Source organism: Ruegeria sp. C10 (assembly GCF_056537805.1).
In genome coordinates this window covers 1318427-1343693 of the sequence record NZ_JBQFSC010000001.1, presented here as the reverse complement: position 1 = coordinate 1343693, position 25267 = coordinate 1318427, and the positions used below count along the sequence as shown (strand labels likewise).

Below are 25267 nucleotides of genomic sequence, written 5' to 3'. Positions count from 1 at the left end.
GGGTCAGTCCTGATTGTCCAGAATCTCGCGCACCTTAGCGACCAGATCGCCGCGGGGCACTTCGAACTGGCTGGGCCGTTCTTTCCATTCCTCAAGCGTGGCGCTCTCGGCAATCTTGGCGCCAAGAATCAGGTCCTTGATCTGCACGATCCCATTTGCCTTTTCGTCACCGCCTTCGATCACCGCAATTGGAGAGTTCCGCTTGTCCGCATATTTCAGTTGGTTGCCAAAGTTCTTGGGGTTGCCCAAGTAGACCTCGGCTCGGATACCGGCATTGCGCAGTTCTGCCACCATCGCCTGATAGTCCGCCATGCGATCGCGGTCCATCACGGTCACAACCACTGGGCCGGTGGCCTGCGCCGCGATCCGCCCCTTTTCACGCAAAGCGGCCAATAATCGGTCAACACCGATGGAGATGCCGGTCGCGGGTACTTCCTGTCCGGTAAACCGCTTGACCAGATCATCATAGCGACCACCACCCGAGACCGACCCGAATTGCCGCTTGCGGCCCTTCTCGTCGTATATTTCGAAGGTCAGTTCGGCCTCATAGACCGGCCCGGTGTAATAGCCGAGGCCACGCACGACCGAAGGATCAATCTCGATCCGGTCCGAACCATACCCGCCTGCATCCAGCAGCGCACCAATCTGCTCCAACTCAGCGATCCCGTCCGCACCGATCTTGCTGTCACCCACAGCGGCGCGCAGGTTGGCCAGCGTTCCGGCGGTATCTGCAGCTTTAGAAGTCAGGAAGGCAATCACCGGCTCGGCCTGATCACCGCTAAGACCAACACCATCGATAAAAGCGCCAGAGGCATCCAATCGGCCGTTGGTCAAAAGCTCACGCACACCAGCCTCGCCCACCTTGTCGAACTTGTCGATCGTGCGCAGAACGTTATCTCGGGCGGCGGCGTCTTCACCCAAACCCATCGCTTCGAGCACGCCATTCAGAACCTTACGGTTGTTGACCCGCACCAGATAGTCACCGCGCGGGATTCCAACGGTTTCCAGCGTGTCCGACAGCATGGCGCAAATCTCGGCATCCGCAGCCATTGAGGCCGTGCCCACCGTATCCGCATCGCACTGATAAAACTGGCGATACCGCCCCGGCCCCGGCTTCTCGTTCCGCCAGACCGGACCCATCGCATAGCGGCGATAAGGCGTCGGCAGATCGTTGCGGTGCTGCGCATAGACACGGGCCAGAGGCGCAGTCAGGTCATAGCGCAGCGCCATCCAGTCGCCATTGCCGCCTTCGTCAAATTCCTGCCATGCAAATACGCCCTCGTTCGGGCGGTCCACGTCGGGCAGGAACTTGCCCAACGCCTCAACCGTTTCAACCGCGCTGCTCTCCAAGGCATCGAACCCGTAACGATGATAGACGCCTGCAATCGTCCGCAGCATCTCGGTGCGCTGCGTGACTTCCTCGCCGAAATAGTCACGGAACCCTTTCGGCGTTACGGCCTTGGGGCGGGGCTGTTTCTTGGGCTTGGCCATGTGGGGCGTCCTTGGGATTTAGTGTTCCGCGCGCGGTCTATCCCATGGTCTGTTTCGGGGCAAGGCGGGGTTTCTCTGGCCAGGGCGTCACAGGGTCGCTATGAGACGCCTATAAGGAGAGCCCCATGCAGCATCTGGAAGAGCAGATCGCCCATCTGACCCGCACGGTCGAAGAGCTGAACTCGGTCGTCACAAACCAACAGAACGAGATCGACCGCCTGACCCGCCGCGTCGAGATGCTGTTGCAACGCGAGGCGGAACGCGCGCAGGAAGGCTCAGGCGGCGTTGTGTTCGGCGACGAACGCCCGCCGCATTACTGAGGGGGTTACAACCCCAGCGTCGACTTCACCGCGTTATCGACCACACCGCCCAGAAGGGCATTCTTGTCGGCGGCACAACCCTCTGACAGAGCAGCAATGAAGGTTTCGCGCAGTTGGGTCTTTTCCTCGTCAGTGGCCGCATGATCTTCGATATTGATCTGGCGGTTATAGAGTGACAGGGCCGTCATTTTTCCAACAACGGCCACGACAAATTCTTCGTCGCCATCAGCCTCCTCTGCGATCGACGCACATGTGTAGTGCATCACAGGCAAGGCATCCTGTACCATCTGCTCTGCTGAATCGTCAGCCAGCGCGAATGTGGGTACGACAAAGAGCGTGGCACAGAAAGTAGATTTTACGAGAATTGACTGCATCAGCTTCACTTCCAATTATGTCCGATTATCGCACCGGCCACCCCACCGACCGCAGCCCCTTTACCATCGCCTACCAGCGCGCCAACGCCCGCGCCGACCAAGGCCCCGGTAAGAGTGTTTTTCTTCTTTTTGTCGTCTGCATGTACCGCAGTGGCCAATGCCAGTGAACATGCCGCGGCGAGTGTAAATATCCTGAAAACATTGCCTGAACTTGCCATTTCGGAACCCTCCTGTGAAATGACCTTTGAGGATGTTCACCCAGCCTAGCGGGGTCCATCGCGTGTGGCAACATTACGGTTCGGGATCAGATTTCTTCGATCTCCGATATCCCCTCGAGCGACTTCAGCGCGCCTTTGATTTCTGGGTTGATCGGAAATTCCCGGCCCAGATCCATCTCGACCTCGCCTGGCAGTCCGGGATCGAATAGGCAAACATAAACAGGTCCCTTGGCCACCCTTTTGGCTGAAGCCTCTGCGCCTTCCAGTACCGTGGCCATGTTCGGCAAAACCTTCGAATCCTCGACAAACACACGCAAACCCGTCGCACCCGCATCGGCCACAACTGTATCAACCGGACCAACGGAACGGCCCAGCAGTTTCAGCTGATCGGCCTCCATGGTCGCTTCGGCCGTCAGTACCACCTGTGCGCCGGTTTCCAGAAACTCTCGGGATTTCTCCAGTGTTTCCGAGAATAACGTGACCTCGAATGCTCCGGTGGGGTCAGAGAGCTGGGCAAATGCGAACCGATTGCCGCGCGCTGATTTCCTTTCTTGCCGTCCGGCAACGACGCCTGCCATCTTGGCAATAAATGGGCCAGAGCGCGCCTTTTCAGTCACCTGATCCAGTGTCAGTACCTGTTTGCGCTTCAGGGCCGGCATATAGTCATCCAGCGGATGGCCAGACAGGTAGAATCCGATGGCCTTGAATTCCTCGCTCAGGCGTTCGGCAGGTAGCCAATCAGGCGAAGGGGACAGACGCGGTTCGGGCAGGTCATCGCCTGCCTCGCCAAACAGGGACACTTGGTTCGAATTCTTCTGCTCGTGAATCGCCGCCGAATACTGAACCAACGGATCAAGGCTTTCGAACACACGGCGACGATTTTTATCGAGCTCGTCAAAGGCACCGGCGCGAGCCAGCATCTCAAGCGGGCGTTTGCCGACCTTCTTCAGGTCAACACGGCGGGCGAAGTCGAACAGGTTTACGAAAGGCTTTTCGCCACGCCCCTCAACCACAAGATTCATTGCCTCGACGCCTACGTTCTTGAGCGCGCCCAGCGCATAGACCAAATGCCCATCGGCCACATCAAAGGTCGCTTGGGATCGATTTACGCACGGCGGAACATAGGGCAGCTGCAGCCCCTTGCGGACTTCCTCAAAATAGATCGCGAGCTTGTCGGTCAGATGGATATCGCAGTTCATGACACCTGCCATGAACTCGACCGGGTGGTTCGCCTTTAGCCAGCCGGTTTGATAGCTGACCACCGCATAGGCGGCGGCGTGGGATTTGTTGAAGCCATAGTTGGCGAATTTGTCCAGCAGGTTCCAGACTTCGGTCGCCTTGGCCTCATCCACATTGTTTTCGGCAGCACCTTTGAGGAACTTGGGCCGCTCTGCATCCATCGCCTCCTGAATTTTCTTACCCATCGCGCGGCGCAGCAAGTCCGCGCCCCCAAGGCTGTAACCCGCCATTTCCTGCGCGATCTGCATCACCTGTTCCTGATAGACGATGATGCCCTGCGTCTCATCCAAGATATGGTCGATGGACGGGTGCAGCGTGTCGCGTTCGCTAAGCTTGTTCTTGACTTCGCAGAACTTGGGGATGTTCTCCATCGGGCCGGGTCGATAAAGCGCGACGAGGGCGATGATATCCTCGATACAATCCGGCTTCATCCGCTTGAGCGCATCCATCATGCCCGAGGATTCAACCTGGAACACCGCCACCGTCTTGGCCGCCGAATAGAGTTTGTACGTCGCCTCGTCATCCAGCGGGATGGCGTTGATCTGATTTGTTGCCCCTTCGGCGGGTTCATAGAGTTCCGTGCCATCGGGAGCTATGTGAAGGTCACGGCCTGACTTAAAGATCAAATCCATCGCGTTCTGGATCACGGTCAGTGTTTTCAGACCCAGGAAATCGAACTTTACAAGCCCGGCCTGTTCAACCCATTTCATGTTGAATTGGGTCGCAGGCATGTCCGAACGCGGGTCCTGGTATATTGGAACCAGTGCATCCAGCGGCCGGTCTCCGATCACCACGCCGGCAGCGTGTGTCGAGGCGTTGCGCAGCAGCCCCTCGACTTGCTGGCCATATGTGAGCAGACGGTCCACGACCTCTTCATTGCGTGCCTCTTCCCGCAGGCGCGGCTCATCCTTCAGCGCCTTTTCGATGGAAACGGGTTTGACGCCTTCGACTGGGATCATCTTGGACAGGCGATCAACCTGCCCGTATGGCATCTGCAATACACGCCCAATATCGCGCACAGCCGCCTTCGACAGCAAGGCACCGAAGGTGATGATCTGCCCCACTTTGTCGCGCCCGTATTTCTGCTGCACGTAGCGGATAACCTCTTCACGGCGATCCATGCAGAAGTCGATATCGAAGTCGGGCATAGAAACCCGCTCGGGGTTCAGAAACCGTTCAAACAGAAGCGAATACCGCAGCGGATCAAGGTCGGTAATCGTCAGCGCATAAGCCACCAGTGATCCCGCACCCGAGCCCCGCCCCGGACCCACCGGAATGTCATGATCCTTTGCCCATTGGATAAAGTCGGCAACGATCAGGAAATAGCCGGGGAAGCCCATCCCTTCGATGATGCCAAGTTCGAAATCCAGTCGTTCCTGATATTCTTCAGGTGTCACGGCGTGCGGGATCACGGCCAGACGTTTTTGCAGACCCTCGTTGGCGATGCGACGCAGTTCGGCGACCTCATCATCTGCAAACTTCGGCAGGATCGGGTCGCGGCGATAGGCCATGAAGGCGCAGCGTTGCGCGATTTCAACCGTATTCTCGACGGCTTCGGGCAGATCGGCGAACAGCGTCACCATCTCCTGCTGCGACTTGAAATAGTGCTGCGCGGTCAGACGTCGGCGACCGTCCTGCTGGTCGACATAAGCCCCCTCGGCGATACAGATCAGCGCGTCGTGGGCCTCGTACATGTCCGAAGTCGGAAAATAGACGTCATTGGTGGCCACCAGCGGCAGGTTCTTGTCATACGCCATCTCGACATGACCGCGCTCGGTCAAGCGCTCGGCCTCAGGTTGACCTCCTTCGCCAGGGTGACGCTGCAACTCAACATAAAGGCGATCCGGGAAAATCGCGGACAAACGATCCACCAAAGCCTCGGCAGCAGGGCGCTGACCTTGCTGTAACAGCAACCCTACGGGCCCGTCTGGACCGCCGGTTAAGCAGATCAAATCATCTGATCGTTCCGCCAATTCGTCCAAAGTGACCTGCGGCAACTGCCCGCTTTTGTCTACATACAGGCAGGAACTGAGCTTCATCAGATTCTCATATCCCACCTCGGATTGTGCCAGCAGCACCAACGGCGCGGGTGCTTTGGGCTTTTCTCCCGGCTGCGCCTGAACGTAACTGAGATCGACCTGACAGCCCATGATCGGTTGCACACCTGCCCCACTGGCGGTGACCGAAAACTCTAAGGCCGAGAACATTGAATTGGTATCCGTCACCGCGACGGCGGGCATCTCCATCTTCTGGCACAGGTCCGGCAGCTTCTTCAGCCGCACGGCGCCTTCCAGCAACGAATATTCAGTGTGAACGCGGAGGTGAATGAATCGGGGGGAACTGCTCATACAGGCTAAGCTATCTTAGCCAGCGATGTTGCAAAAGCGGGAACCGGCACCATCGAATGCCGAAAAAATCATCGGTGATTATTCGGCTTTTTCAGAAGGTGCTTCGGGCGCAGGAACGCACACCTTCCAAAAAAGTGTTTATTTTCAATTTATTAAGTTTCAAACATACACTAAAATCATGGGCCGCTCGGGTGCAATGGTGTATCATATAGGCAGTTTTTCTTGCCAGATAAGGTGCGCTGTTTCTAACATCTGACGGCAAGCTACCGCCCGCCACTCTTTCTACGTCGCATCGAAGGAGGGCCGAACGGGCGCAACCGGGTAACGCGACGGGTTTCTCGAATGAACATCACGTTTCTTCTGAACGGAGAGACAGTGGAGCTGCCGGATGTCGATCCGACGGCCACCCTACTGGACTGGCTGCGTGAAGATCGCAGTCTGACAGGCACCAAAGAAGGCTGCAACGAAGGCGATTGCGGCGCGTGCACGGTCATGGTGACGGACGAAGACGGCGCAAAAGCTCTGAACTCCTGCATCCTGTTCTTGCCCCAGCTGCATGGCAAAGCGGTTCGTACAGTCGAAGGGGCAAGCGGCCCGGATGGCGAAGCACATCCCGTTCAACAGGCAATGGTTGACCTGCACGGCTCGCAATGCGGTTTTTGCACTCCGGGTTTTGTCATGTCGATGGTCGCCAGTCATGCGACGGGCGCCACGGATCATGACACCCAGCTTGCCGGAAACCTGTGCCGCTGTACTGGCTATGCACCGATTATTCGCGCTGCGAAAGCGGTCGAGGACCGTCCCGTGCCAGTCTGGGTCAAAGACAAGCCACTCGCATCTTCTGCTGCGTCGCGCATGCTGCCTGAATCTTCCGATGAACTGGCAGCTGTTTATGCTGAAAACCCAGATGCCACGCTGGTTGCCGGAGCAACAGATGTCGGCCTGTGGGTGACAAAGCAACTGCGCGACCTGGATCCAGTAATCTTCCTCAACCGTTGCGATGATCTCAAACAAATCACCATCACCGACGATGAAATTCGCTTTGGCGCAATGGTCGACATGAATCGGATGGGTGAGGCTCTGGCCGATCTTCACCCCTCTTACGCCGAAATGATCCGCCGCTACGCCAGTGTACAGGTGCGCCATGCTGCAACGGTGGGCGGCAACATAGCCAATGGCTCGCCCATTGGGGACAACCCGCCTGCGCTGATTGCTCTGGACGCAACCCTTCATCTGCGCAAAGGCGACACCCGTCGGTCCCTTCCGCTGGAAGAGTTCTTTATCGACTATGGCAAACAGGACCGCGTTCCCGGTGAATTCGTCGAAGCTGTCAGCTTCCCCCGTCAGCTGGATCGCCTGAAGGCCTATAAACTCAGCAAGCGGTTCGATCAGGACATCTCGGCCGTCTGCGGGTGTTTCAACATCACCGTCTCGGGCGGCATCGTCACGCAGGCGCGCATCGCGTTCGGCGGCATGGCCGGCATCCCGAAACGGGCAACCCATGTCGAGGCCGCATTGGTCGGTAAACCTTGGGCGCGCGAGACGATTGACGCCGCGCTGCCTGCCTTTGCTGACGATTATTCACCACTCACGGACATGCGCGCCTCGGCCACCTATCGACTGGAAACCGCCAAAGCGATGCTCGAAAGATACTTCTTGGAAGATCAGGGCGAAGTGACCAATGTGCTGGAGGTATCGGCATGAGCGTGACCAAACCCCTCCCCCACGACGCAGCACCGCTGCACGTTTCAGGAACCGCGCGGTATGTGGACGATATCCCGACACCCAGGGACAGTTTGCATCTGGCTTTTGGCCTCAGCCCGATTGCCAAAGGCAAGATCACCGCAATCGACCTGTCTGCGGTGAGGGCCGCCGAGGGCGTCGTGATGGTTATGGCCGCGGATGATCTGCCCTTCGCCAACGACGTATCGCCTTCGATCCATGATGAACCGCTGCTGTCGGACGGAATGGTCCACTATATCGGCCAGCCGGTGTTTCTGGTCATCGCCAGCAGCCATCTGGCCGCCCGCAAGGCGGCCCGTTTGGGCAAGATCGACTATGCCGAGGAAACCCCGATCCTGACGGTCGAAGAGGCTCTGACCGCCGACAGTCGGTTCGAAGACGGCCCGCGCATCTATGCCAAAGGTAATGCTGATGCGGCTATTGCAGGATCCGCCCATGTGATCGAAGGGTCATTCGAGCTTGGCGGGCAGGAGCATTTCTATCTGGAAGGTCAGGCCGCTTTGGCCGTGCCGAATGAAGGCGCGGATATGCTGGTTCACAGCTCGACCCAGCACCCGACCGAGATCCAACACAAGGTGGCCGATGCGTTGGGCGTTCCGATGCACGCCGTCAGGGTCGAGACGCGCCGTATGGGCGGCGGTTTTGGTGGCAAGGAAAGCCAGGGCAATGCGCTGGCCGTTGCTTGCGCGGTGGCCGCTCGCGCAACTGGCAAGGCGTGCAAGATGCGCTATGACCGCGACGATGATATGACCATCACCGGCAAACGCCACGCGTTCCGCATCGCCTATAAGGCCGGATTTGACGAGAACGGCCATATTCAGGGCGTCTCGTTCCACCACTACGCCATTTGCGGCTGGGCGCAGGACTTGTCCCTGCCCGTCGCCGACCGCGCGATGCTGCATTCGGACAATGCCTATCTGTTGCCAAATGCACGGATCGAAAGCCACCGGCTGAAGACCAACACCCAATCCGCCACCGCTTATCGCGGCTTCGGCGGCCCGCAGGGCATGGTTGGCATCGAACGCGTGATGGACCACGCCGCGTATGAGCTGGGTCTGGACCCGGTGGAACTGCGCCGCCGAAACTATTACGAACCGGCCCATGCGATTGCCGAGATCACGCCGTCCGAGAAACCTTTGGGTCATCCCGACCCGCATGAGGACCTAACAAGCCGCGGCGCGGTCGAAACCGGGGACGCCCCCGTGCGCCCTCTGCCCGCTGGCGGCAATACCACGCCCTACGGAATGGAGGTCAGCGATTTCGAATTACACGGGATGACTCAGGCGCTACTGAAATCCAGCGATTACGAAACGCGCAAGGCCGCCATTGCGAAATGGAACGCCGAGAACAGCGTGATCAAGAAGGGCATTGCCTTTTCTCCGGTCAAGTTCGGGATTTCCTTCACGCTGACCCACCTGAATCAGGCAGGCGCTTTGGTGCATGTGTATCAGGATGGCTCGGTCCATCTGAACCACGGCGGTACCGAGATGGGTCAGGGCCTGTTCCAAAAGGTGGCGCAGGTGGCGGCTTCGCGCTTTGGCATCCCGCTGGAGATGGTCAAAATCACCGCCACGGATACGGCCAAGGTGCCGAACACTTCGGCCACGGCAGCATCCTCGGGCAGTGACCTGAATGGCATGGCAGTGAAGGCGGCCTGCGATACGATCCGCGATCGAATGGCGGACTATCTGGCCGAGCGGCATCAGGCCGATCCGTCGACTGTCACCTTCTCTGATGGCCATGTTTCGGTTGGCGCAGAACGCTACACCTTCGCTGAAGCTGCGGCGCTGGTCTATCAGGGTCGGATCAGCCTGTCGGCGACCGGTTTCTACAAGACACCCAAAATCGAATGGGACCGGATCGCCGGACGTGGCCGTCCGTTCTTCTACTTCGCCTACGGAGCGTCGGTCACCGAAGTGGCCGTCGACACTCTGACTGGTGAGAACCGCATTTTGCGCACCGATATCCTGCATGATGCCGGTGCTTCGTTGAACCCGGCGTTGGATATCGGGCAGGTCGAAGGAGGTTATGTGCAAGGCGCGGGCTGGCTAACGACCGAGGAACTGGTCTGGGACGGCACGGGCAACCTGCGCACACACGCACCTTCGACCTACAAGATCCCCGCCTGCTCAGATCGACCCGACGTATTCAACGTCGCACTCTGGGATGCCGAAAACCGTGAGGACACGATCTATCGTTCGAAAGCGGTGGGCGAACCGCCGTTCATGCTGGGTATTTCAGCATGGCTGGCCCTGTCGAATGCGGTCGCGGCCTGTGGAGAGGCCTACCCCGCTCTTGATGCACCAGCCACGGCTGAAGAAGTTTGGCGCGGCGTCCAAAAGATGAAGGGAGGCATCTGATGGGATTTGACTTGGAGGCTTTGAGGGAGGCGGTCAAAACCCACGGAACAGTGGTCCGGGTGGTCATCGCCGGCATCAAAGGGTCGTCTCCACGTGAAGTGGGGGCCGCGATGCTAGTCTGGAAGGACGGGCAAAGTGGCACCATCGGTGGAGGCACGTTGGAGTATCAGGCAGCCGAAGCTGCGCGATCCCAAACCACCGCCACCCGACTAACGCATCACGCTCTTGGCCCCGACATGGGGCAATGCTGCGGCGGTGCAGTTTCATTGCTGAGTGAAGTATTTGATCATGAAGCGCTGAATGCACTGGACGATACCGTCATCGCGCGTTCGGCCTCGGGCGGAGAGATGCCGCTATCGGTCAAACGTCGGCTGGCGGCAGCGCGAGGACAGGGTGTCGCGCCCGAGCCCCAACTGATCGAAGGTTGGATGGTCGAACCCGTTCACAAACCGACGCGTAATCTGTGGATCTGGGGCGCAGGCCATGTAGGCCGGGCGCTGGTGGACGTTTTGTCCCCCCTACCCGATCTGGCAATCACCTGGGTCGATACCGGACCCGAGCGGTTTCCCGATGTGGTTCCAACCGGTGTAACCCCGGTTCCGACCGCAAAACCCGCCGAGCTGGTTCGCCACGCGCCAACCGATGCCGAGCATCTGGTGCTGACCTATTCGCACAATCTGGATCTGGAACTGTGCAACCGGCTGCTTTCGCACAATTTCCTCTTTGCGGGGCTTATCGGCTCGGCTACGAAATGGGCGCGATTCCGGTCGCGGCTTGCGGCCCTTGGACATCCGCCCGAGCGGATCAGCCGGATCACCTGTCCGATCGGCGATCCGGGCTTGGGCAAACACCCGCAGATGATCGCCGTTGGGGTGGCAGCGCAATTGTTACGCCCCGCCCGACAGAACGAATTGAAGAAGGACCTGAGCGCGTGACCACTCCACTTCTGAGCTTGCAAGGGCTGACCAAAGCCTATCCCGGCGTCGTGGCCAATGATCAGGTGTCCTTTGACATCGGTGAAGGCGAAGTTCACGCGCTGCTGGGCGAAAACGGCGCGGGCAAATCCACGCTTGTCAAAATGATCTATGGGCTGGTGAAACCCGACAGCGGCACGATGCTGCTGCGAGGGCAGCCCTATGCACCGCCTGAACCGCGCGCCGCCCGTGCGGACGGGATCGCGATGGTGTTCCAGCATTTTTCGCTGTTCGATGCGTTGAACGTCGCCGAGAATATCGCTCTGGGGATGGAGAACCCACCCCCGATGGGAGATCTGGCGTCGCGTATCCGCGAAGTATCCGAAACCTACGGCCTGCCCTTGGATCCTTTCCGTACGGTAGGTGATCTGTCTGCGGGTGAGCGTCAGCGGGTCGAAATCATCCGCTGCCTGCTGCAGGACCCGAAGTTGCTGATCATGGACGAGCCGACCTCGGTTCTGACGCCGCAAGAGGTTGAAATCCTTTTCGAAACGCTGAACAAATTGCGCTCGGAAGGGACATCGATCCTGTATATCTCGCACAAGCTGGAAGAGATTCGAACGCTATGCGACCACGCCACGATTCTGCGGCTGGGTAAGAATGTGGGCGAATGTGTACCAGCCGAAACCTCAGCGCGCGATATGGCTGAGATGATGGTGGGGTCAACCCTGCAGACACCTGAACGTTCCGGCCGGGAATTCGGTGACGTTGCGCTGGATGTCAGCGGATTGTCAGTGCCGTCGCCGTCGGAATTCGGAACCGCGCTTCGCAACGTCCACATGACCGTCCGCAAGGGCGAGGTTCTGGGGATCGGGGGTGTCGCGGGGAACGGTCAGGATGAATTGCTGGGTGTGCTTTCTGGCGAAATTCCGACCACCGCAGATGCGATCAAATTCAACGGTCAACCCATCGGCAAACTCGGCCCGACCGCGCGGCGTAAGCTCGGCGTGTTGACCGCGCCCGAAGAACGGCTGGGCCACGCGGCTGCCCCTGATATGAGCCTGACCGAAAACGCTCTGCTGACTGGGTCGGTCCGCGAGGGGCTGGAGAATAACGGCTTTCTGAAGTGGTCCGAGACCAAGAGCTTTGCCGAAAAGATCATTAGCGCCTTTGACGTGCGTACGCCGGGTCCTGAAAATGCCGCCCGGTCGCTGTCGGGCGGGAACCTGCAGAAGTTCGTGATTGGTCGCGAAGTGCTGCAAAACCCGGATGTTCTGGTCGTGAACCAGCCGACTTGGGGCGTGGATGCGGCGGCGGCGGCTTCGATCCGGCAGGCCATTCTGGATCTGGCGGCCAAGGGAACTGCGGTCATCTGTATCTCGCAAGACCTCGATGAACTGATGGAAATCTCAGACAGCTTTGCCGCCTTGAACGAAGGGCGACTAAGCGCCCCGCGTGAAACCACGGGTCTGACGGTCGATGAGATCGGCCTGATGATGGGCGGCGCGCATGGCATGGAGGTGGCCCATGTCTAAACATTTAAAAGAAAAGAGAAACGCGGGGGTATGAGCAAATGATTGTGTTGGAGAAACGGCCTCAGCCGTCCAAGGCGTGGTCTTATGCCACCCCTCTGGTCGCAGTCCTGGCGACGATGGTTTTTGGTGGCATCCTGTTCGCCATTCTGGGCAAAAACCCGGTCGAGGCTATTGGAACCATTTTCTGGGAACCCCTGTTTGGCGAGTTCGCCTTCTATTATCGGCCGCAATTGCTGGTTAAGGGCGCGCCCCTGGTTTTGATCGCCATCGGCCTGTCTTTAGGCTTCCGCGCCGGTATCTGGAATATCGGGGCCGAGGGTCAGTACATTATGGGGGCCATTTTCGGTGCGGGCGCTGGTCTGGCATTCTATCCGCTGGATGCATTCTACATCTTTCCGATCATGGTGATTGCAGGCGCGTTTGGCGGCTGGCTATGGGCAATGATCCCAGCCTTCCTGAAAGTGCGCTTCGGTACCAATGAAATCCTTGTGTCGCTGATGTTGGTCTATGTGGCCGAACAGATGCTGGCCTCGGTCTCGCTAGGCCTGCTGAAGAATCCCGAAGGGTTCGGCTTTCCTGGTTCGCGCAATCTGCAATCCTACGACAGCGCGTATAATGCCGAGCTGATTGCGGGTTCAGGCATGCACTGGGGCGTAGTCACTGCCCTGATCGCTGTTATCTTTGCATATGTCTTGCTGAACCGGCACATGCTGGGCTTCCACATCCGCCTGACAGGTGAGGCCCCGCGTGCGGCGAAGTTCGCTGGTGTAAACCCTGCCCGCCTGATCTTGTTCTGTCTGGGTCTGGCCGGCGCGCTGGCCGGTCTTGCGGGGATGTTCGAAGTCTCGGGTCCTGCGGGTGTGGTCAGCATCGACTTCAACGTCGGCTATGGTTTTACCGCTATCATCGTGGCTTTCCTTGGCCGACTGCACCCGGTGGGCATCCTGCTGGCCGGAGGCCTGATGGCGCTGACGTATATAGGCGGTGAAATTGCCCAATCTCAGTTGGGTCTGCCTGCCGCTGCCATTCAGGTATTCCAGGGGATGCTTCTGTTCTTCCTGCTGGCATTCGATCTTCTGACAAACTACCGCATCCGTGCGGCCCGTAGCGAGGTAGCGTGATATGGACCTTGGTGAAATTAACCCCGTCCTTCTGGTCGCCTCGCTGATGGTGGCCGCAACCCCACTTTTGTTGGCCGCAATCGGAGAATTGGTGGTCGAAAAAGCAGGCGTCCTGAACCTCGGTGTCGAGGGCATGATGATCGTGGGTGCAATCAGCGGCTTCGCAATCTCGGTCGAGACCGGTTCGCCCTGGCTGGGCTTTATTGCGGCAGCAATCGGTGGCGCGGTGCTATCGCTGTTGTTTGTGCTGCTGACACAGGTGGCGCTGGCCAATCAAGTTGCCAGCGGCCTGGCCCTAACACTGTTCGGCCTCGGGTTCAGCGCGCTGATGGGGCAGAGCTACGTAGGAATCAAGCCGCCCAGCATGGGTGAAATCCATATCCCTGTGATCAGCGATATCCCTGTTATTGGACCAATCCTGTTTCAGCACGACCCGATCCTCTACGTCGGAATTGCCCTGACGGCCGCCGTCTGGGCCACGCTGAAATACACACGCATCGGCCTGATATTGCGCGCCGTTGGCGAAAACCACGATGCGGCGCATGCGCTGGGCTACAAGGTCATCAAGATTCGCATCATGGCGATCCTGTTTGGTGGTGCTTGCGCTGGCTTGGGCGGCGCCTACATCAGCCTGATCCGCGTGCCGCAGTGGACCGAGGGCATGACTGCCGGTGTCGGCTGGATTGCCTTGGCGCTGGTGGTTTTTGCCAGCTGGAAACCATGGCGTGTCTTGCTGGGCGCCTATTTGTTCGGCGGCATCACTGTGTTGCAGCTTAATTTGCAGGCAGCGGGCGTTGCCATTCCTGTCGAGTATCTGGCAATGTCGCCCTACATCATCACGATCCTTGTGCTTGTGATCCTTTCGGCCGACAAGAGCAGCGCACCTGCCGCATTGGGCCGGACCTTCCATGCCTCGCACTAGGCGAGGCCAACTGAACCAACTTGGGGAGTAACACATGAAATTCACTACACTTTTGGCAAGCGCCGCAATGGCGCTGGGTCTGGCCTCGGGGGCCATGGCCCAAGACAAGACCAAAGTCGGCTTCGTCTATGTCGGCCCAGTGGGCGATGGCGGCTGGACCTATGAGCACAACAAGGGCCGTCTGGCCGTGGAAGAGCACTTTGGCGACAAGGTCGAAACCGTGTTCGTCGAGTCGGTGCCTGAGGGCCCAGATGCAGAACGCGTGATGACCCAGATGGCGCTGGAAGGAGCGGACCTGATCTTCACCACCTCGTTCGGCTACATGGATCCGACCATCAATGTCGCGAAGAAATTCCCGGATGTGAAATTCGAGCACGCAACTGGCTACAAGACCGCCGACAACGTCTCGGTCTACTCGGCCCGTTTTTATGAAGGTCGCGCAGTCCAAGGCCACATCGCCGGTAAAATGACGGAATCGAATATCATCGGCTACATCGGGTCCTACCCGATCCCTGAAGTGATCCGTGGTATCAACTCAGCCTATATCCACGCCAAGAAGGTGAATCCGGATGTCGAGTTCAAGATCGTCTGGGCCTACACTTGGTTCGATCCTGCGAAAGAAGCTGACGCCGCCACAGTTCTGATCGAACAGGGCGCGGACGTGATCCTGCAGCACACTGACTCGACTGCACCGCAGGCAGCCGCGCAAGAGGCAGGAAACGTTGTCACCTTTGGCCAGGCCTCCGACATGAGCGAATACGCACCCTTCCCGCGTGTGTCTTCAATCATCGACGATTGGGCTCCCTACTACATCGCGCGGACCCAAGCCGTGATGGACGGAACATGGGAAAGTGCCAACACGTGGGATGGCATCCGGGAAGGCATGGTAGCAATTGGTGAGATTTCGGACGCCGTTCCGGCTGATGTTAAAGAAGAAGCACTGGCGCTGAAAGCCGCGATGGCAGCCGGTGAATACCACCCCTTTACTGGCCCGCTGAAAAAGCAGGACGGCAGTGACTGGCTGGCCGAAGGCGAGACCGCCGATGACGGTACGCTGGCGGGCATGAATTTCTACGTTGAGGGGCTGGAAGGCGAAATTCCGCAGTAGAATCTGATCCGGAAACTAACAACAAGGCCCGCATGTTTTTGCGGGCCTTTTTAGTCGCCCTGAGCCCAATCTGGACATTGACGAGTGGCTATGCGCATCGTGAAACATGTCGCTCACGGAAGACCTGAACCAAATTTTAGAAACTGCCCTGCCGACCGATCCCAGTTTTCGACAGATCGAAAAGGCCATGATTGACGACTGTATTGGTGAAACCCGGCAATATGCTTCAGAGGGCTCTGTCGAAGCCTTTCTGTTGTCAGCGATGCGTTTATTGGCACTTCCCGGCAATGGGCACACACGGCTGATCCCGAATGATGCGATCGCGGTGCTACCGCTGAGATTCGTGAGCGTTGGACGTTCCGTTCAATTCATCGACGCGGCGCCAGAGATAGCCGCACCGCGAGGAGAGTTGATAGCGGTCAACGGCTCAGCTTTGAGCCAGATTGAAGCCACTGCAGAGAAATTTCTGGCGGGAACGTGCCAAAGGAAACGGGTCATCGGCCCGATTCTACTGGCTTGGCCGTACGCTTTGGCGCGTTTGGGTTTTTCGTCAAACTGCGGCATGACCGAGTACCGTGTGCAGGACGAAAATGGGCGGATAGCCAATCTGAAAGTGGCCAATGAACATACAGTTCCTGGATCGATGCTCTACCCGAGAAACGAGCACGGCAAGGCTGATCCAGCCTGGGAACCCGAGATATTTGTAGAGATAGAGGACTGGCAAGAGCTAGGGCTATCAATAGCGTTACCAAGCTTCTTTGATCCGAAGGAAAATGCGCTGCCTAAAGCCATCTCAGCCGCGGTGGAATGCGTACGCGCATCCTCGAACAAAACACTACTAATTGATGTTCGCGGAAACACTGGTGGCGACTTTCTTCTAACGATGCCCTTGATCGACGCGATCTCAGAAAGCGCAAACAAGCAGGTTGTTATGCTTGTCGATAAATTCACGTTTTCCGCAGCGATAGTGTTTGTAGCCATCCTCAAACATCGATTGGGAAACAGGCTCAAACTCATTGGTGAGGAAATGGGTGATGGGCTGATGTTCTTTGCCGAGGGCGGATTGCTCGAATTGTCGACCAGTGGAGCGATCGTTCGATACTCATCAGCCTTTCACGACTGGAAGAATGGAACGACTGACGATACCACGCCGCCCGAAATCGCAAGAAAAATCGTACCTGCGGGATCACTGAACTTGGATTTGGAATGGGTCGAAAGACCTGCAGTTGAAGATGCACCAACCGAACTCCATCAACGAGTTCTCAAAAGCATGAGCAAATCCCTAGACAGCCGCTAAGTCTGCATAGCTGCATTCCAAGAAAGCAAATGCTGCACGCGCGGCGAAGGTCTACTTGGTGGCCAGTCTTATTGGCGACCCAACACCATCGGCCCGTGGGCAATATTAACCACGAGCGTTTCGATACCCAGCTGTCGTCGGGTCAGGACTTCAAGCGATTGAATCGCCGCAATGGTCAGCTTCTAGGGCGTGAAATTAGTGTCCGCCCAGCACCAGAGTGTTCACCGGCATCAGTATCAGTCGCAGGCGCAGGCCTGCCGCATGAACGACGCCAATCGTGTCTACCACATGCAGGAACGATTTTTCCCAGAGGCCGAGGCTCTCATCCTCCAGCTTTGCATGATTGTCCGTATAGATATTCGCCAGACAGTTGCTGCCCGGAGGCACATCATCGGCCATGCTTTTGTAGAGCGGTTCAAGGTAGACAAGGATCGAACCCGGATTGGTGTTGCTCTGCACGTCCCGCAACTCATCAGATGGCCTGATCTGCCCCGATGGGATCACATCCTGCACCTCGACGACAACCACCGGGATAACGGTAAAGGGCTTGGTCATGCAGCCTAATTCGCCAATCATACCCGGTTTGACCACCTGGGCCGAAAGCTGACTGAACGCCGCCTGGAATCTGTCATGTCCGGAGGAGGATGGCACCAGAATACCCGCCGGGCGCAGCAAAGGGCTGACATAGTCGCCGACCTGAAGCCCGAATTGTTCAACCCTGCCCGTCACTCCAGCATTTACCACAGTCTTGTCCAACTCGGTCAATGCCGCATCCAGCTGCGCATTGGCACTGGCAAGTTGGGCCGGGATCAGCTCTTCGATCTGTTGTACAACCGCTGCGCGTTTTGAGACGGCTGCTTTCACCTGCGCTTCACGCTCGGCAACCAGATTTTCCAACCGATCAATCTCGGCCAAGCGCACCGCGCTGGATCCCTCGTCACGCAGGGTGGTATTGCGTTCCAGATCCTCGAGCGACTGATCCAGAGCTGCGCGCGCGCCTGCAATCCCGGCCTCAGCCTCGGCCAGATCGGTTTCCGCCACCTTCAACGAGGCTTGAACCTGAGCAATCTGGGCATGCGCCGCTTCGACCTGCGCGGTTTGCGTGAAGTCTTCGATCCGGAAAATCGGCTGTCCAGCTGTCACCTGCTCATTGTTGCGCACGTAGACTTCGGAAACGCGCCCCCCTAGCTGCGGAAGGATCGTTACCGTCCGGAAGTAGGAAGCCGCTGTTTTGCTGGACGGGTGAAAATAGAACAGCGTTGTGATAACGGTTAGCGCCAAAATAGCGCAAGTCGTCAGCCCCCAGCGCAACTCGTACCACATGGTGAACAGCGTGATCTCGTGTCCGATCCGTTTGCCCTGCACAAAGCGGCGAAACAGATAGTCAGGAAGCACGGTAATCAGAGCGCACAGCATCGTCTCGATCATTGTTCAGTGCCCCTGTGCTGCCGGTTCGGAGGATTTGGTTTGTTCGGGCTCAGTTTCCAGCTCAGGAGGGGGTGAAGCGTGTTCTTTGTCCTGCCCAGGCGCCAAAGATCGGATGGCATCGGCAATCGAGCGCAGCGGTGCCGCGAAATCAGGGAACTGGAACCCAGCCACAAGGATGGCGGCAACCCAGAAAAGGCCGTTATGCGTAAACAAAGCCAAAAGCGCCAGAATCCCAACCAATTGGAATTGCGGGTGATTGGTTTCATGCGCCATTTTTTCCGGGATCGAATGCAACGTGAAGTAGGCAACCCCGATCAGCACGACCATCCCGACGGTAAAAAACAACATGAAGGTGAAGAGGAAGTCGCTACCATCTGCCTGTGTCACATATGACGGAATGTGCCCCGTTGCCATCGGGTGAATATCTGCCGCGTTCACGTCCGCCTCCGAATCTTATGTTGTTTGCACTAAAAGCAGGCTGGCCGCCTACGATCAAGTTTCCATTGCGGTGGGCTTGTGTCTTTTCGTTTGGCAGTACGCGTGCCATGGTCCGCCAATGTCGCCAGTCAACTTACCACCGGCTCGATCACTTGGCGGCCGGAAACGGAACAAAACGCATGATTGATTTTCTGATAATCGGTGGCGGTGTCGCCGGGCTAAGCGCAGGTGCGCGCCTGTCAGAGCACGGCACAGTTACGGTGTTAGAGGCCGAGGACGGATTAGGATATCATACTTCGGGTCGTTCAGCCGCCCTGTTCGAAAAGGGTTACGGTCCAAACTCGGTCAAGGCATTGAACGAGGCAAGTGCTGCGTTTTTTGAAACAAATGCGTACCTAACACCACGCGGCCTGATGCTGATTGGCGGAAGAGATCAACAGGCGCTGTTTCAAAAAGACGCCCAAGATCTTGGTGTGCAAGAGATTTCGCCGGATGATGCCATCGGACACATTCCTGTCCTGAATCCTGAAACAGTCGGTTATACAGCCATAAGTAATAGCGCATTTGATATCGATACAGATCGCGTCCTGCAGGACTTTGCGCGAACCGTCCGCAAGAATGGCGGTTCGGTCCTGACCCGTCAGAGGGTCAGCAGCATCCGCAAATCGGTTCATTGGACCGTCGAAACCTCAGAATCCTTTGAGGCACGCAATCTGGTAAATGCCGCCGGAGCCTGGGTCGATGAGGTGGCGCAGATGGCGGGGATTTCCCGCATCGGGATCACACCTTACCGTCGATCGATTGCGCGCATCCCCGCACCGGGCGGACATGACCTGCGAAACTGGCCAATGATGCTGGGCGCAGGCGAGAGCTGGTACGCCAAACCTGATGCGGGCAAGCTACTGGTCTCGCCTTGCGAGGCGGACCCAACCACACCCCATGACGCTTACGCCGATGACATGGTTCTCGCAGAAGGACTGGCACGATACGAAGCGATGGTTACTGAAACTGTAACTCGGGTAGAAACCAATTGGGCGGGGTTACGTAGTTTTGTTGCCGATGGCACGCTGGTGCTCGGACCTGATCCAACCGATCCATCGTTTATCTGGTCGGCAGCACAGGGAGGGTATGGGTTTCAGACCGCTCCTGCTGCCTCGCAACTTGTGGCGGATCTTGTGACTGGCGCGTCGCCGCGCCTTGATGCGGCGATTGTGAAAGCGCTGACACCCGGTAGGCTGTAACGATGTCAAAACGCAAACTGCCCCCAAATGCCAGCGTCGCCACCGAGGGCGACGGCAGCAAACTCGTCGCCCCAGCCGCCAGCCGAAACACGGTTGTGCTGTGCGATCTTCTGGCACGGGTCGCCCCGTCATCAGGACAGGCCCTGGAACTGGCCAGTGGAACCGGACAACACATTTCGGCCTTTGCCCAGCGGATGCCCGGGTTGCATTGGCAACCCAGCGAAGTCACCTCCGAACGGCGCGCCAGCATCGATGCGTACACCAAGGGTTTACCAAACACCGCCGCAGCCGCTCATCTGGATGCAACTGCGGAGGGTTGGCACAAAACAATGGCGCAGCAAGATTTGGTTTTATTGATCAACCTCTTGCACCTGATCAGTTTGCCCGAGGCTGAAACCCTCGTTGCCGAAGCAGCGTGCGCTCTGAAAACGGATGGGCGTTTGGTGCTTTATGGCCCTTTCAAACGTGACGGACACCTGACAAGCGATGGCGACCAGCGATTTCACGACGCACTGGTCCAACAAGACCCTGAGATCGGGTACAAAGACGACACACATATATTGTCTATGTTAAAGGACAACGCCCTCGAACTGGTCGAAATCGTAAAGATGCCTGCGAACAACTTGGCATTTGTCGCCCAAAAAACTGGAATCTGATCAGGATCAAAGTCTGCTTTGCTCTTCATCATTCATATGCAGATTATCATATGTATCAAGAAGGACGTGATAATGAGCTGGCAGGATTCACTGAACGAAACGCGCAAAAGCTTGCGTAACCTTAACGGAGCCATTCCTGATACGGCGCGTGCCTTCGGGGCGCTGGGAAAATCTGTCAAGGAAGGCGGGACGCTGGACTACAAAACCAAAGAGTTCATCGCGTTAGGCATGTCAATCGCAGTACGGTGTGAGCCTTGCATAACCCTGCATTCCGAGGCGTTGGCCAAGGCAGGAGCCACCCGCGATGAGGTTTCGGACGTTCTGGCAATGGCCATCCAGATGGGCGGTGGGCCGTCCATGATGTATGCCGCCAAGGCACTAGACTGCTTTGATGAATTAAGCGCATGAAAAAAGCCCACCGAGAGCGGGCTTTTAGTAGGCGGTGCTACGTGAGTACCGCCTTATTTCTTGGAAGCGTCAGCCGTCTTTGCGGATTGTTTCGTTCTTCGGATCGTAGGGGCTGTCGCAAGTCACGACCGCATCCCACAGCTTGTCCTGAATTTTGACCTGCAGCTTGGTGCCTTCGACCGCCAGCTCGGGCTTGACGTAGCCCATACCGATGGATTTCTCGAACGCCACCGAGTACCCGCCCGAGGTCAAACGACCCACGCGCTCACCTTCCGGCGTGTACAGCGCCTCGCGGCCCCAGGGGTCGGCATCGTCCGGTCCGTCGATCAGCAGAGTGCAGCACTTCACGCGCACGCCGGTCTCTTCCAGCTTGGCTTTGCCGTAGAAGTCTTTCGACAGATCAACAAAGCGCGGCAGGTCAGCTTCCAGCGGGGTCGCGTCGCGGCCCAGTTCGGTGCCGAAGGCGCGATAGGATTTCTCCTGGCGCAGCCAGTTTTGGGCGCGGGCACCAACCAGTTTCATGCCGTGCTTTTCACCGGCCTTCTCCAGCAGGTCGAACAGATAGTTCTGCATCTCGATCGGGTGGTGCAGTTCCCAGCCCAGCTCACCCGTATAGGCCACGCGGATCGCGTTGACCGGGCACATGCCCAGTTCGATCTGACGGGCCGACAACCAAGGGAAGCGCTTGTTGGACAGCGCGGTTTCCGGATCGGCGTCCTTGATGACCTCTTTCAGAACGTCACGCGACTTGGGTCCGGCGATCGCGAAGACGCCCCACTGGGTGGTCACGTCCTGGATTTCGATGTACCCGAACTCCTCCATCTTGTCCTCGGCCGCCTTGCGAAGGTAGTCGGCGTCGTACTCGGTCCAGGCACCGGCAGAGACGATGTAGTAATTGTTCTCGCCATTGCGGACGATGGTGTATTCGGTGCGGGTGGTGCCGTGCGCGGTCAGCGCGTAGGTCAGGTTGATGCGACCGACCTTGGGCAGCTTGTTGCAGGTGAACCAATCCAGGAACTGGGTCGCACCGGGGCCTTTGACGACATGCTTGGTGAAGGCCGACGCATCGATCAGGCCAACGCCTTCTCGGATCGCTTTGGCTTCTTCGACGGCATACTGCCACCAACCACCGCGGCGGAAGCTGCGGCTTTCTTTGTCGAAGTTATCAGGCGCATCCAGCGGGCCGAAATAGTTCGGACGCTCCCAGCCGTTGACCCAGCCAAACTGTGCGCCACGCGCTTTCTGACGGTCGTAGGCCGGAACGGTGCGCAGCGGACGGCAGGCTTCGCGCTCTTCGTCAGGGTGGTGCAGGATGTAGACGTGCTCATAGCACTCTTCGTTCTTGCGTGCCGCGAATTCGGTGGTCATCCAGTTGGACGAGTAGCGCTTGGGGTCCAGCGAGGCCATGTCAATCTCGGCTTCGCCATCGACCATCATCTGTGCCAGATAGTAGCCAGTGCCGCCTGCAGCGGTGATACCGAACGAGAAGCCCTCGGCCAGCCACATGTTGCGCAGGCCCGGAGCCGGACCAACCAGCGGGTTGCCGTCAGGGGTATAGCAGATCGGGCCGTTGAAATCGTCTTTCAGGCCGGATTCAGCACAGGAAGGCACGCGTTCGGCCATCGCCATGTACTGATCAGCAATCCGATCCAGATCCAGCGGGAACAAGTCAGCGCGGAAGCTGTCCGGCACACCATGTTCGAATTGTGCGGGCGCACCATGTTCGTAGATACCCAGAATCCAGCCGCCGCGTTCCTCGCGCGCATAAGATTCGTTGTCAGCATCACGGACAACAGGGTGTTCAGGATTGCCCGCTTCACGCCATTTGACCAGCTCGGGGTCTTTGTCCATGACGATGAAGGTATGCTCGACCGGGATCGCGGGCATCTTGATACCCAGCATTTTCGCGGTCCGCTGTGCGTGGTTGCCTGACGCGGTCACGACATGTTCGGCGGTGATCACAACCTGCTCATCTGACGGAATGAGGTTGCCGCCCTTTTCGACCATCTTAGTGCAGGTGACTTCCCAGTGAGTACCGTTCCAGTGGAACGCATCAGCCTGCATCTTGCGAACGATGTCGACACCGCGCTGACGCGCACCTTTGGCCATCGCCTGGGTCACGTCGGCAGGGTTAATGTAGCCGTCTTCAGTGTGATAGATTGCGCCCTTCAAGTCCGAAGTTTCGATCAGAGGCCAACGTTCCTTGATTTGCTCGGGCGTCAGCCACTCATATGCAACATCACAAGTTTCCGCTGTGGATGCATAGAGCATGTATTCATCCATACGCTCTTGTGTCTGTGCCATACGCAGGTTTCCGACTACGGCGAAGCCTGCATTCAAGCCGGTTTCTTCCTCTAGTGTCTTGTAGAAATCGACTGAGTACTTGTGGATGTGGGTCGTGGCATACGACATGTTGAACAACGGCAACAGGCCTGCTGCGTGCCAGGTGGAACCGGATGTCAGTTCGTCCCGCTCGATCAGCATCACATCATCCCAGCCCGCTTTGGCAAGGTGATAGGCAATCGAGGTCCCGACGGCGCCGCCGCCAACGACCAATGCTTTGACTTGGGTTTTCATAGCCGGGTGTCTCCCCTTGAATTCAGTTGACACCATATGGCGCATTTGAGGGGCTCGACGCGACATTCATCCGACCAGTGATATAAGAAAAGCGACCTGAGCGTTGCACCAGGTCGCTTTCCAACAGTCGATCTGACGTGTTATCCGCCCCCCAATTTGCACCTTTTGAACGTTCCGGTGGTTGCGCAATCAATGCCCGTACCGGAACCGCCTCGGTTTACCCGCACGGCAGTTTCTGCTTCAGAGTCAGAGCTACCAAAGGCTGACAACAGTCCGGACAGGAAGCCTTCATTTTCGTTTACAGATGCGACTTCTTCAGAGGTTTCCTGATCTTTGAATTTGGCGAACAAATTTCCAAAGAAACCCTCGTCATCTCTGTCTGCCTGCTGCATCTCGTCTTCAAGCAAATCTGTCAGTCCTTTGCGGTATCCGACCTGGACCAAATCATCCGCAGATTCGATTCTGTTCGCGGTCAAGTCGAAGGTGTCTGCCGGCAAACCGTATTGCGCGGCCAAAGTATTTGCGACAAGAGACAATCCATCAATGTTTTCTAGCTTCAAACGCGCCAGCTCGCTGCGCAGCTTGACAAACTCGCCGCGCAAGGCGGCCATGTTTGTCGCCAGTTCACTTTCTCGTTCAGCATCAAAAACGGTATCGTTGCCGACGCCAGGCACTTGCTTTTGAAGCAGTGCGTTCAATCCGTCATAATCCAATCGATCTAGAAACGCTCGCAGCATAGGCGCTGGTGCATCGGAATAGACTTGCAAGCGAATTTCTTCGCCCAGTCCGATTGTAGCCTTGTAGATTTCAAACCGAGGTTCGACCTCAAGGTCCGTCAGGCTCGCCGTGATCATTGACCAAAACTTTCGATCTTTCACTGTGACGGGTTTGTATCGGCTGTTTTCAAACCTGAAATACGCAGCACCACCAATTATGCCGAATGGAGTGTAGCCACTCGATCCTGCGCCCAACCCTTCGACAGACCTGACGATGTTGCCAGTCAGTGTATTGGATTTAGCGTCTTTCCTGAGTTTCGCCTGTAGCCAGACCGTATGCTCGCCGCTTTCGTAGACCCAACTAGAATTATCGAGTTTTCTGGCCAGTTGTTCAGTCTCTTGCACAGCAACTCTTTTTGCAATTGGACGAGCAGCTTCACTTATTCCGTCCTGCAAAACACCTTCTCGGGCATCGCGTGTAAAATCTGCATCCACGATCGAACGACGCACCCATCCTTCGCCCGAATCCGGCAGGTACGGCTTGGCCCCCTCACGCCAACGCTTCTGCCTTTCTCGTTCAACTTCTTCCGCGGCTAGCTCCGCCTGATACAAGTTGAACCGCTGATTAATCGTGTCGACATATCCGTTGAAGGACAACCTGCCTTCGACTTTCTTATCCTGCTGATAATAATCCAGACCTACGACAACCACGACGGCAATCAGCAAAAAACCAATGAAACGCAACGCGCCCATGAATAACCTCGGAATCAAATACTGCTCTTTCCTAGATCATTCACCTAAAATTGAGGCGCT

Annotated in this window: 20 protein-coding genes; 12 read left to right on the top strand and 8 right to left on the bottom strand. The window is 57.5% G+C overall.

Features of this window, described 5'->3' with window-relative positions:
• Positions 1-3 precede the first annotated feature (3 nt).
• Positions 4-1491: a histidine--tRNA ligase gene (gene hisS / locus ACR0DE_RS06385; RefSeq protein WP_170392483.1), complete on the bottom strand. Its 1488-nt coding sequence runs from the start codon at positions 1489-1491 to the stop codon at positions 4-6.
• Between the two features lie 125 nt (positions 1492-1616).
• On the opposite strand from hisS, the gene ACR0DE_RS06380 reads away from it, so the two are divergent.
• Positions 1617-1811, top strand: coding sequence for a SlyX family protein (locus ACR0DE_RS06380; RefSeq protein WP_170392484.1), 195 nt, complete (start codon positions 1617-1619; stop codon positions 1809-1811).
• 5 nt (positions 1812-1816) lie between these two features.
• On the opposite strand, the gene ACR0DE_RS06375 is transcribed toward ACR0DE_RS06380, so the two are convergent.
• The 3 genes from ACR0DE_RS06375 to dnaE form a co-directional block, all read right to left on the bottom strand.
• The gene (locus tag ACR0DE_RS06375) at positions 1817-2185 is read right to left on the bottom strand and encodes a hypothetical protein (protein ID WP_480752333.1); all 369 of its coding nucleotides are present in this window, start codon (positions 2183-2185) and stop codon (positions 1817-1819) included.
• A gap of 5 nt (positions 2186-2190) precedes the next feature.
• Positions 2191-2403: a YMGG-like glycine zipper-containing protein gene (locus ACR0DE_RS06370; RefSeq protein ID WP_170392486.1), complete on the bottom strand. Its 213-nt coding sequence runs from the start codon at positions 2401-2403 to the stop codon at positions 2191-2193.
• An 86-nt stretch (positions 2404-2489) separates the two neighbouring features.
• Positions 2490-5990, bottom strand: a complete 3501-nt coding sequence (gene dnaE, locus ACR0DE_RS06365) for a DNA polymerase III subunit alpha (RefSeq protein ID WP_480752332.1) — start codon at positions 5988-5990, stop codon at positions 2490-2492.
• A gap of 342 nt (positions 5991-6332) precedes the next feature.
• On the opposite strand from dnaE, the gene xdhA reads away from it, so the two are divergent.
• From xdhA to ACR0DE_RS06325, 8 genes are all read left to right on the top strand, one after another.
• Positions 6333-7694 (top strand): xanthine dehydrogenase small subunit, encoded by a 1362-nt coding sequence (gene xdhA, locus ACR0DE_RS06360; RefSeq protein WP_480752331.1) that lies wholly within the window; start codon positions 6333-6335, stop codon positions 7692-7694.
• Positions 7691-10093 (top strand): xanthine dehydrogenase molybdopterin binding subunit, encoded by a 2403-nt coding sequence (gene xdhB / locus ACR0DE_RS06355; protein WP_480752330.1) that lies wholly within the window; start codon positions 7691-7693, stop codon positions 10091-10093. Before xdhA ends, xdhB begins: the two co-directional genes overlap by 4 nt.
• Positions 10093-11028, top strand: a complete 936-nt coding sequence (gene xdhC, locus ACR0DE_RS06350) for a xanthine dehydrogenase accessory protein XdhC (protein ID WP_170646625.1) — start codon at positions 10093-10095, stop codon at positions 11026-11028. The genes xdhB and xdhC overlap by 1 nt, the downstream gene beginning before the upstream one ends.
• Positions 11025-12542 (top strand): ABC transporter ATP-binding protein, encoded by a 1518-nt coding sequence (locus tag ACR0DE_RS06345; protein WP_170420509.1) that lies wholly within the window; start codon positions 11025-11027, stop codon positions 12540-12542. Before xdhC ends, ACR0DE_RS06345 begins: the two co-directional genes overlap by 4 nt.
• A 38-nt stretch (positions 12543-12580) precedes the next feature.
• Positions 12581-13663: an ABC transporter permease gene (locus tag ACR0DE_RS06340; protein WP_170392492.1), complete on the top strand. Its 1083-nt coding sequence runs from the start codon at positions 12581-12583 to the stop codon at positions 13661-13663.
• A 1-nt stretch (position 13664) separates the two neighbouring features.
• Positions 13665-14585, top strand: coding sequence for an ABC transporter permease (locus ACR0DE_RS06335; protein ID WP_170392493.1), 921 nt, complete (start codon positions 13665-13667; stop codon positions 14583-14585).
• A 34-nt stretch (positions 14586-14619) separates the two neighbouring features.
• The gene (locus ACR0DE_RS06330) at positions 14620-15693 is read left to right on the top strand and encodes a BMP family ABC transporter substrate-binding protein (RefSeq protein ID WP_170392494.1); all 1074 of its coding nucleotides are present in this window, start codon (positions 14620-14622) and stop codon (positions 15691-15693) included.
• 106 nt (positions 15694-15799) lie between these two features.
• Positions 15800-16990, top strand: coding sequence for a S41 family peptidase (locus ACR0DE_RS06325; RefSeq protein WP_480752329.1), 1191 nt, complete (start codon positions 15800-15802; stop codon positions 16988-16990).
• 195 nt (positions 16991-17185) lie between these two features.
• Here the strand turns inward: ACR0DE_RS06325 and ACR0DE_RS06320 are convergent, their stop codons facing one another.
• Positions 17186-18418, bottom strand: a complete 1233-nt coding sequence (locus tag ACR0DE_RS06320; RefSeq protein WP_480752328.1) for an HlyD family secretion protein — start codon at positions 18416-18418, stop codon at positions 17186-17188.
• Between the two features lie 3 nt (positions 18419-18421).
• Complete coding sequence (locus tag ACR0DE_RS06315; protein WP_170610013.1) at positions 18422-18832, bottom strand: hypothetical protein; 411 nt, start codon at positions 18830-18832, stop codon at positions 18422-18424.
• 203 nt (positions 18833-19035) lie between these two features.
• On the opposite strand from ACR0DE_RS06315, the gene ACR0DE_RS06310 reads away from it, so the two are divergent.
• The 3 genes from ACR0DE_RS06310 (at position 19036) to ACR0DE_RS06300 (ending at position 21161) form a co-directional block, all read left to right on the top strand.
• Positions 19036-20097 carry an NAD(P)/FAD-dependent oxidoreductase gene (locus ACR0DE_RS06310; RefSeq protein ID WP_480752327.1) on the top strand — a complete coding sequence of 354 codons (1062 nt, stop codon included), beginning with the start codon at positions 19036-19038 and terminating at the stop codon, positions 20095-20097.
• Positions 20098-20099: 2 nt separating this feature from the next.
• Positions 20100-20753: a DUF938 domain-containing protein gene (locus ACR0DE_RS06305; RefSeq protein WP_170512574.1), complete on the top strand. Its 654-nt coding sequence runs from the start codon at positions 20100-20102 to the stop codon at positions 20751-20753.
• A gap of 72 nt (positions 20754-20825) precedes the next feature.
• Positions 20826-21161 carry a carboxymuconolactone decarboxylase family protein gene (locus ACR0DE_RS06300; protein ID WP_170401940.1) on the top strand — a complete coding sequence of 112 codons (336 nt, stop codon included), beginning with the start codon at positions 20826-20828 and terminating at the stop codon, positions 21159-21161.
• A 69-nt stretch (positions 21162-21230) separates the two neighbouring features.
• Here ACR0DE_RS06300 and ACR0DE_RS06295 read toward each other — a convergent pair whose 3' ends face one another.
• Positions 21231-23738 carry a GcvT family protein gene (locus ACR0DE_RS06295; RefSeq protein WP_170802016.1) on the bottom strand — a complete coding sequence of 836 codons (2508 nt, stop codon included), beginning with the start codon at positions 23736-23738 and terminating at the stop codon, positions 21231-21233.
• Positions 23739-23878: 140 nt separating this feature from the next.
• Positions 23879-25207, bottom strand: coding sequence for a hypothetical protein (locus ACR0DE_RS06290; protein ID WP_170609527.1), 1329 nt, complete (start codon positions 25205-25207; stop codon positions 23879-23881).
• Positions 25208-25267 lie beyond the last annotated feature (60 nt).

Excerpts from the sequence above, each read along its gene's own strand:
- hisS (WP_170392483.1), bottom strand. The coding sequence starts at position 1,491 with ATGGCCAAGCCCAAGAAACAGCCCCGCCCCAAGGCCGTAACGCCGAAA.
- ACR0DE_RS06380 (WP_170392484.1), top strand. The coding sequence starts at position 1,617 with ATGCAGCATCTGGAAGAGCAGATCGCCCATCTGACCCGCACGGTCGAA.
- ACR0DE_RS06375 (WP_480752333.1), bottom strand. The coding sequence starts at position 2,185 with ATGCAGTCAATTCTCGTAAAATCTACTTTCTGTGCCACGCTCTTTGTC.
- ACR0DE_RS06370 (WP_170392486.1), bottom strand. The coding sequence starts at position 2,403 with ATGGCAAGTTCAGGCAATGTTTTCAGGATATTTACACTCGCCGCGGCA.
- dnaE (WP_480752332.1), bottom strand. The coding sequence starts at position 5,990 with ATGAGCAGTTCCCCCCGATTCATTCACCTCCGCGTTCACACTGAATAT.
- xdhA (WP_480752331.1), top strand. The coding sequence starts at position 6,333 with ATGAACATCACGTTTCTTCTGAACGGAGAGACAGTGGAGCTGCCGGAT.
- xdhB (WP_480752330.1), top strand. The coding sequence starts at position 7,691 with ATGAGCGTGACCAAACCCCTCCCCCACGACGCAGCACCGCTGCACGTT.
- xdhC (WP_170646625.1), top strand. The coding sequence starts at position 10,093 with ATGGGATTTGACTTGGAGGCTTTGAGGGAGGCGGTCAAAACCCACGGA.
- ACR0DE_RS06340 (WP_170392492.1), top strand. The coding sequence starts at position 12,581 with ATGATTGTGTTGGAGAAACGGCCTCAGCCGTCCAAGGCGTGGTCTTAT.
- ACR0DE_RS06335 (WP_170392493.1), top strand. The coding sequence starts at position 13,665 with ATGGACCTTGGTGAAATTAACCCCGTCCTTCTGGTCGCCTCGCTGATG.
- ACR0DE_RS06330 (WP_170392494.1), top strand. The coding sequence starts at position 14,620 with ATGAAATTCACTACACTTTTGGCAAGCGCCGCAATGGCGCTGGGTCTG.
- ACR0DE_RS06325 (WP_480752329.1), top strand. The coding sequence starts at position 15,800 with ATGTCGCTCACGGAAGACCTGAACCAAATTTTAGAAACTGCCCTGCCG.
- ACR0DE_RS06320 (WP_480752328.1), bottom strand. The coding sequence starts at position 18,418 with ATGATCGAGACGATGCTGTGCGCTCTGATTACCGTGCTTCCTGACTAT.
- ACR0DE_RS06315 (WP_170610013.1), bottom strand. The coding sequence starts at position 18,832 with ATGGCAACGGGGCACATTCCGTCATATGTGACACAGGCAGATGGTAGC.
- ACR0DE_RS06310 (WP_480752327.1), top strand. The coding sequence starts at position 19,036 with ATGATTGATTTTCTGATAATCGGTGGCGGTGTCGCCGGGCTAAGCGCA.
- ACR0DE_RS06305 (WP_170512574.1), top strand. The coding sequence starts at position 20,100 with ATGTCAAAACGCAAACTGCCCCCAAATGCCAGCGTCGCCACCGAGGGC.
- ACR0DE_RS06300 (WP_170401940.1), top strand. The coding sequence starts at position 20,826 with ATGAGCTGGCAGGATTCACTGAACGAAACGCGCAAAAGCTTGCGTAAC.
- ACR0DE_RS06295 (WP_170802016.1), bottom strand. The coding sequence starts at position 23,738 with ATGAAAACCCAAGTCAAAGCATTGGTCGTTGGCGGCGGCGCCGTCGGG.
- ACR0DE_RS06290 (WP_170609527.1), bottom strand. The coding sequence starts at position 25,207 with ATGGGCGCGTTGCGTTTCATTGGTTTTTTGCTGATTGCCGTCGTGGTT.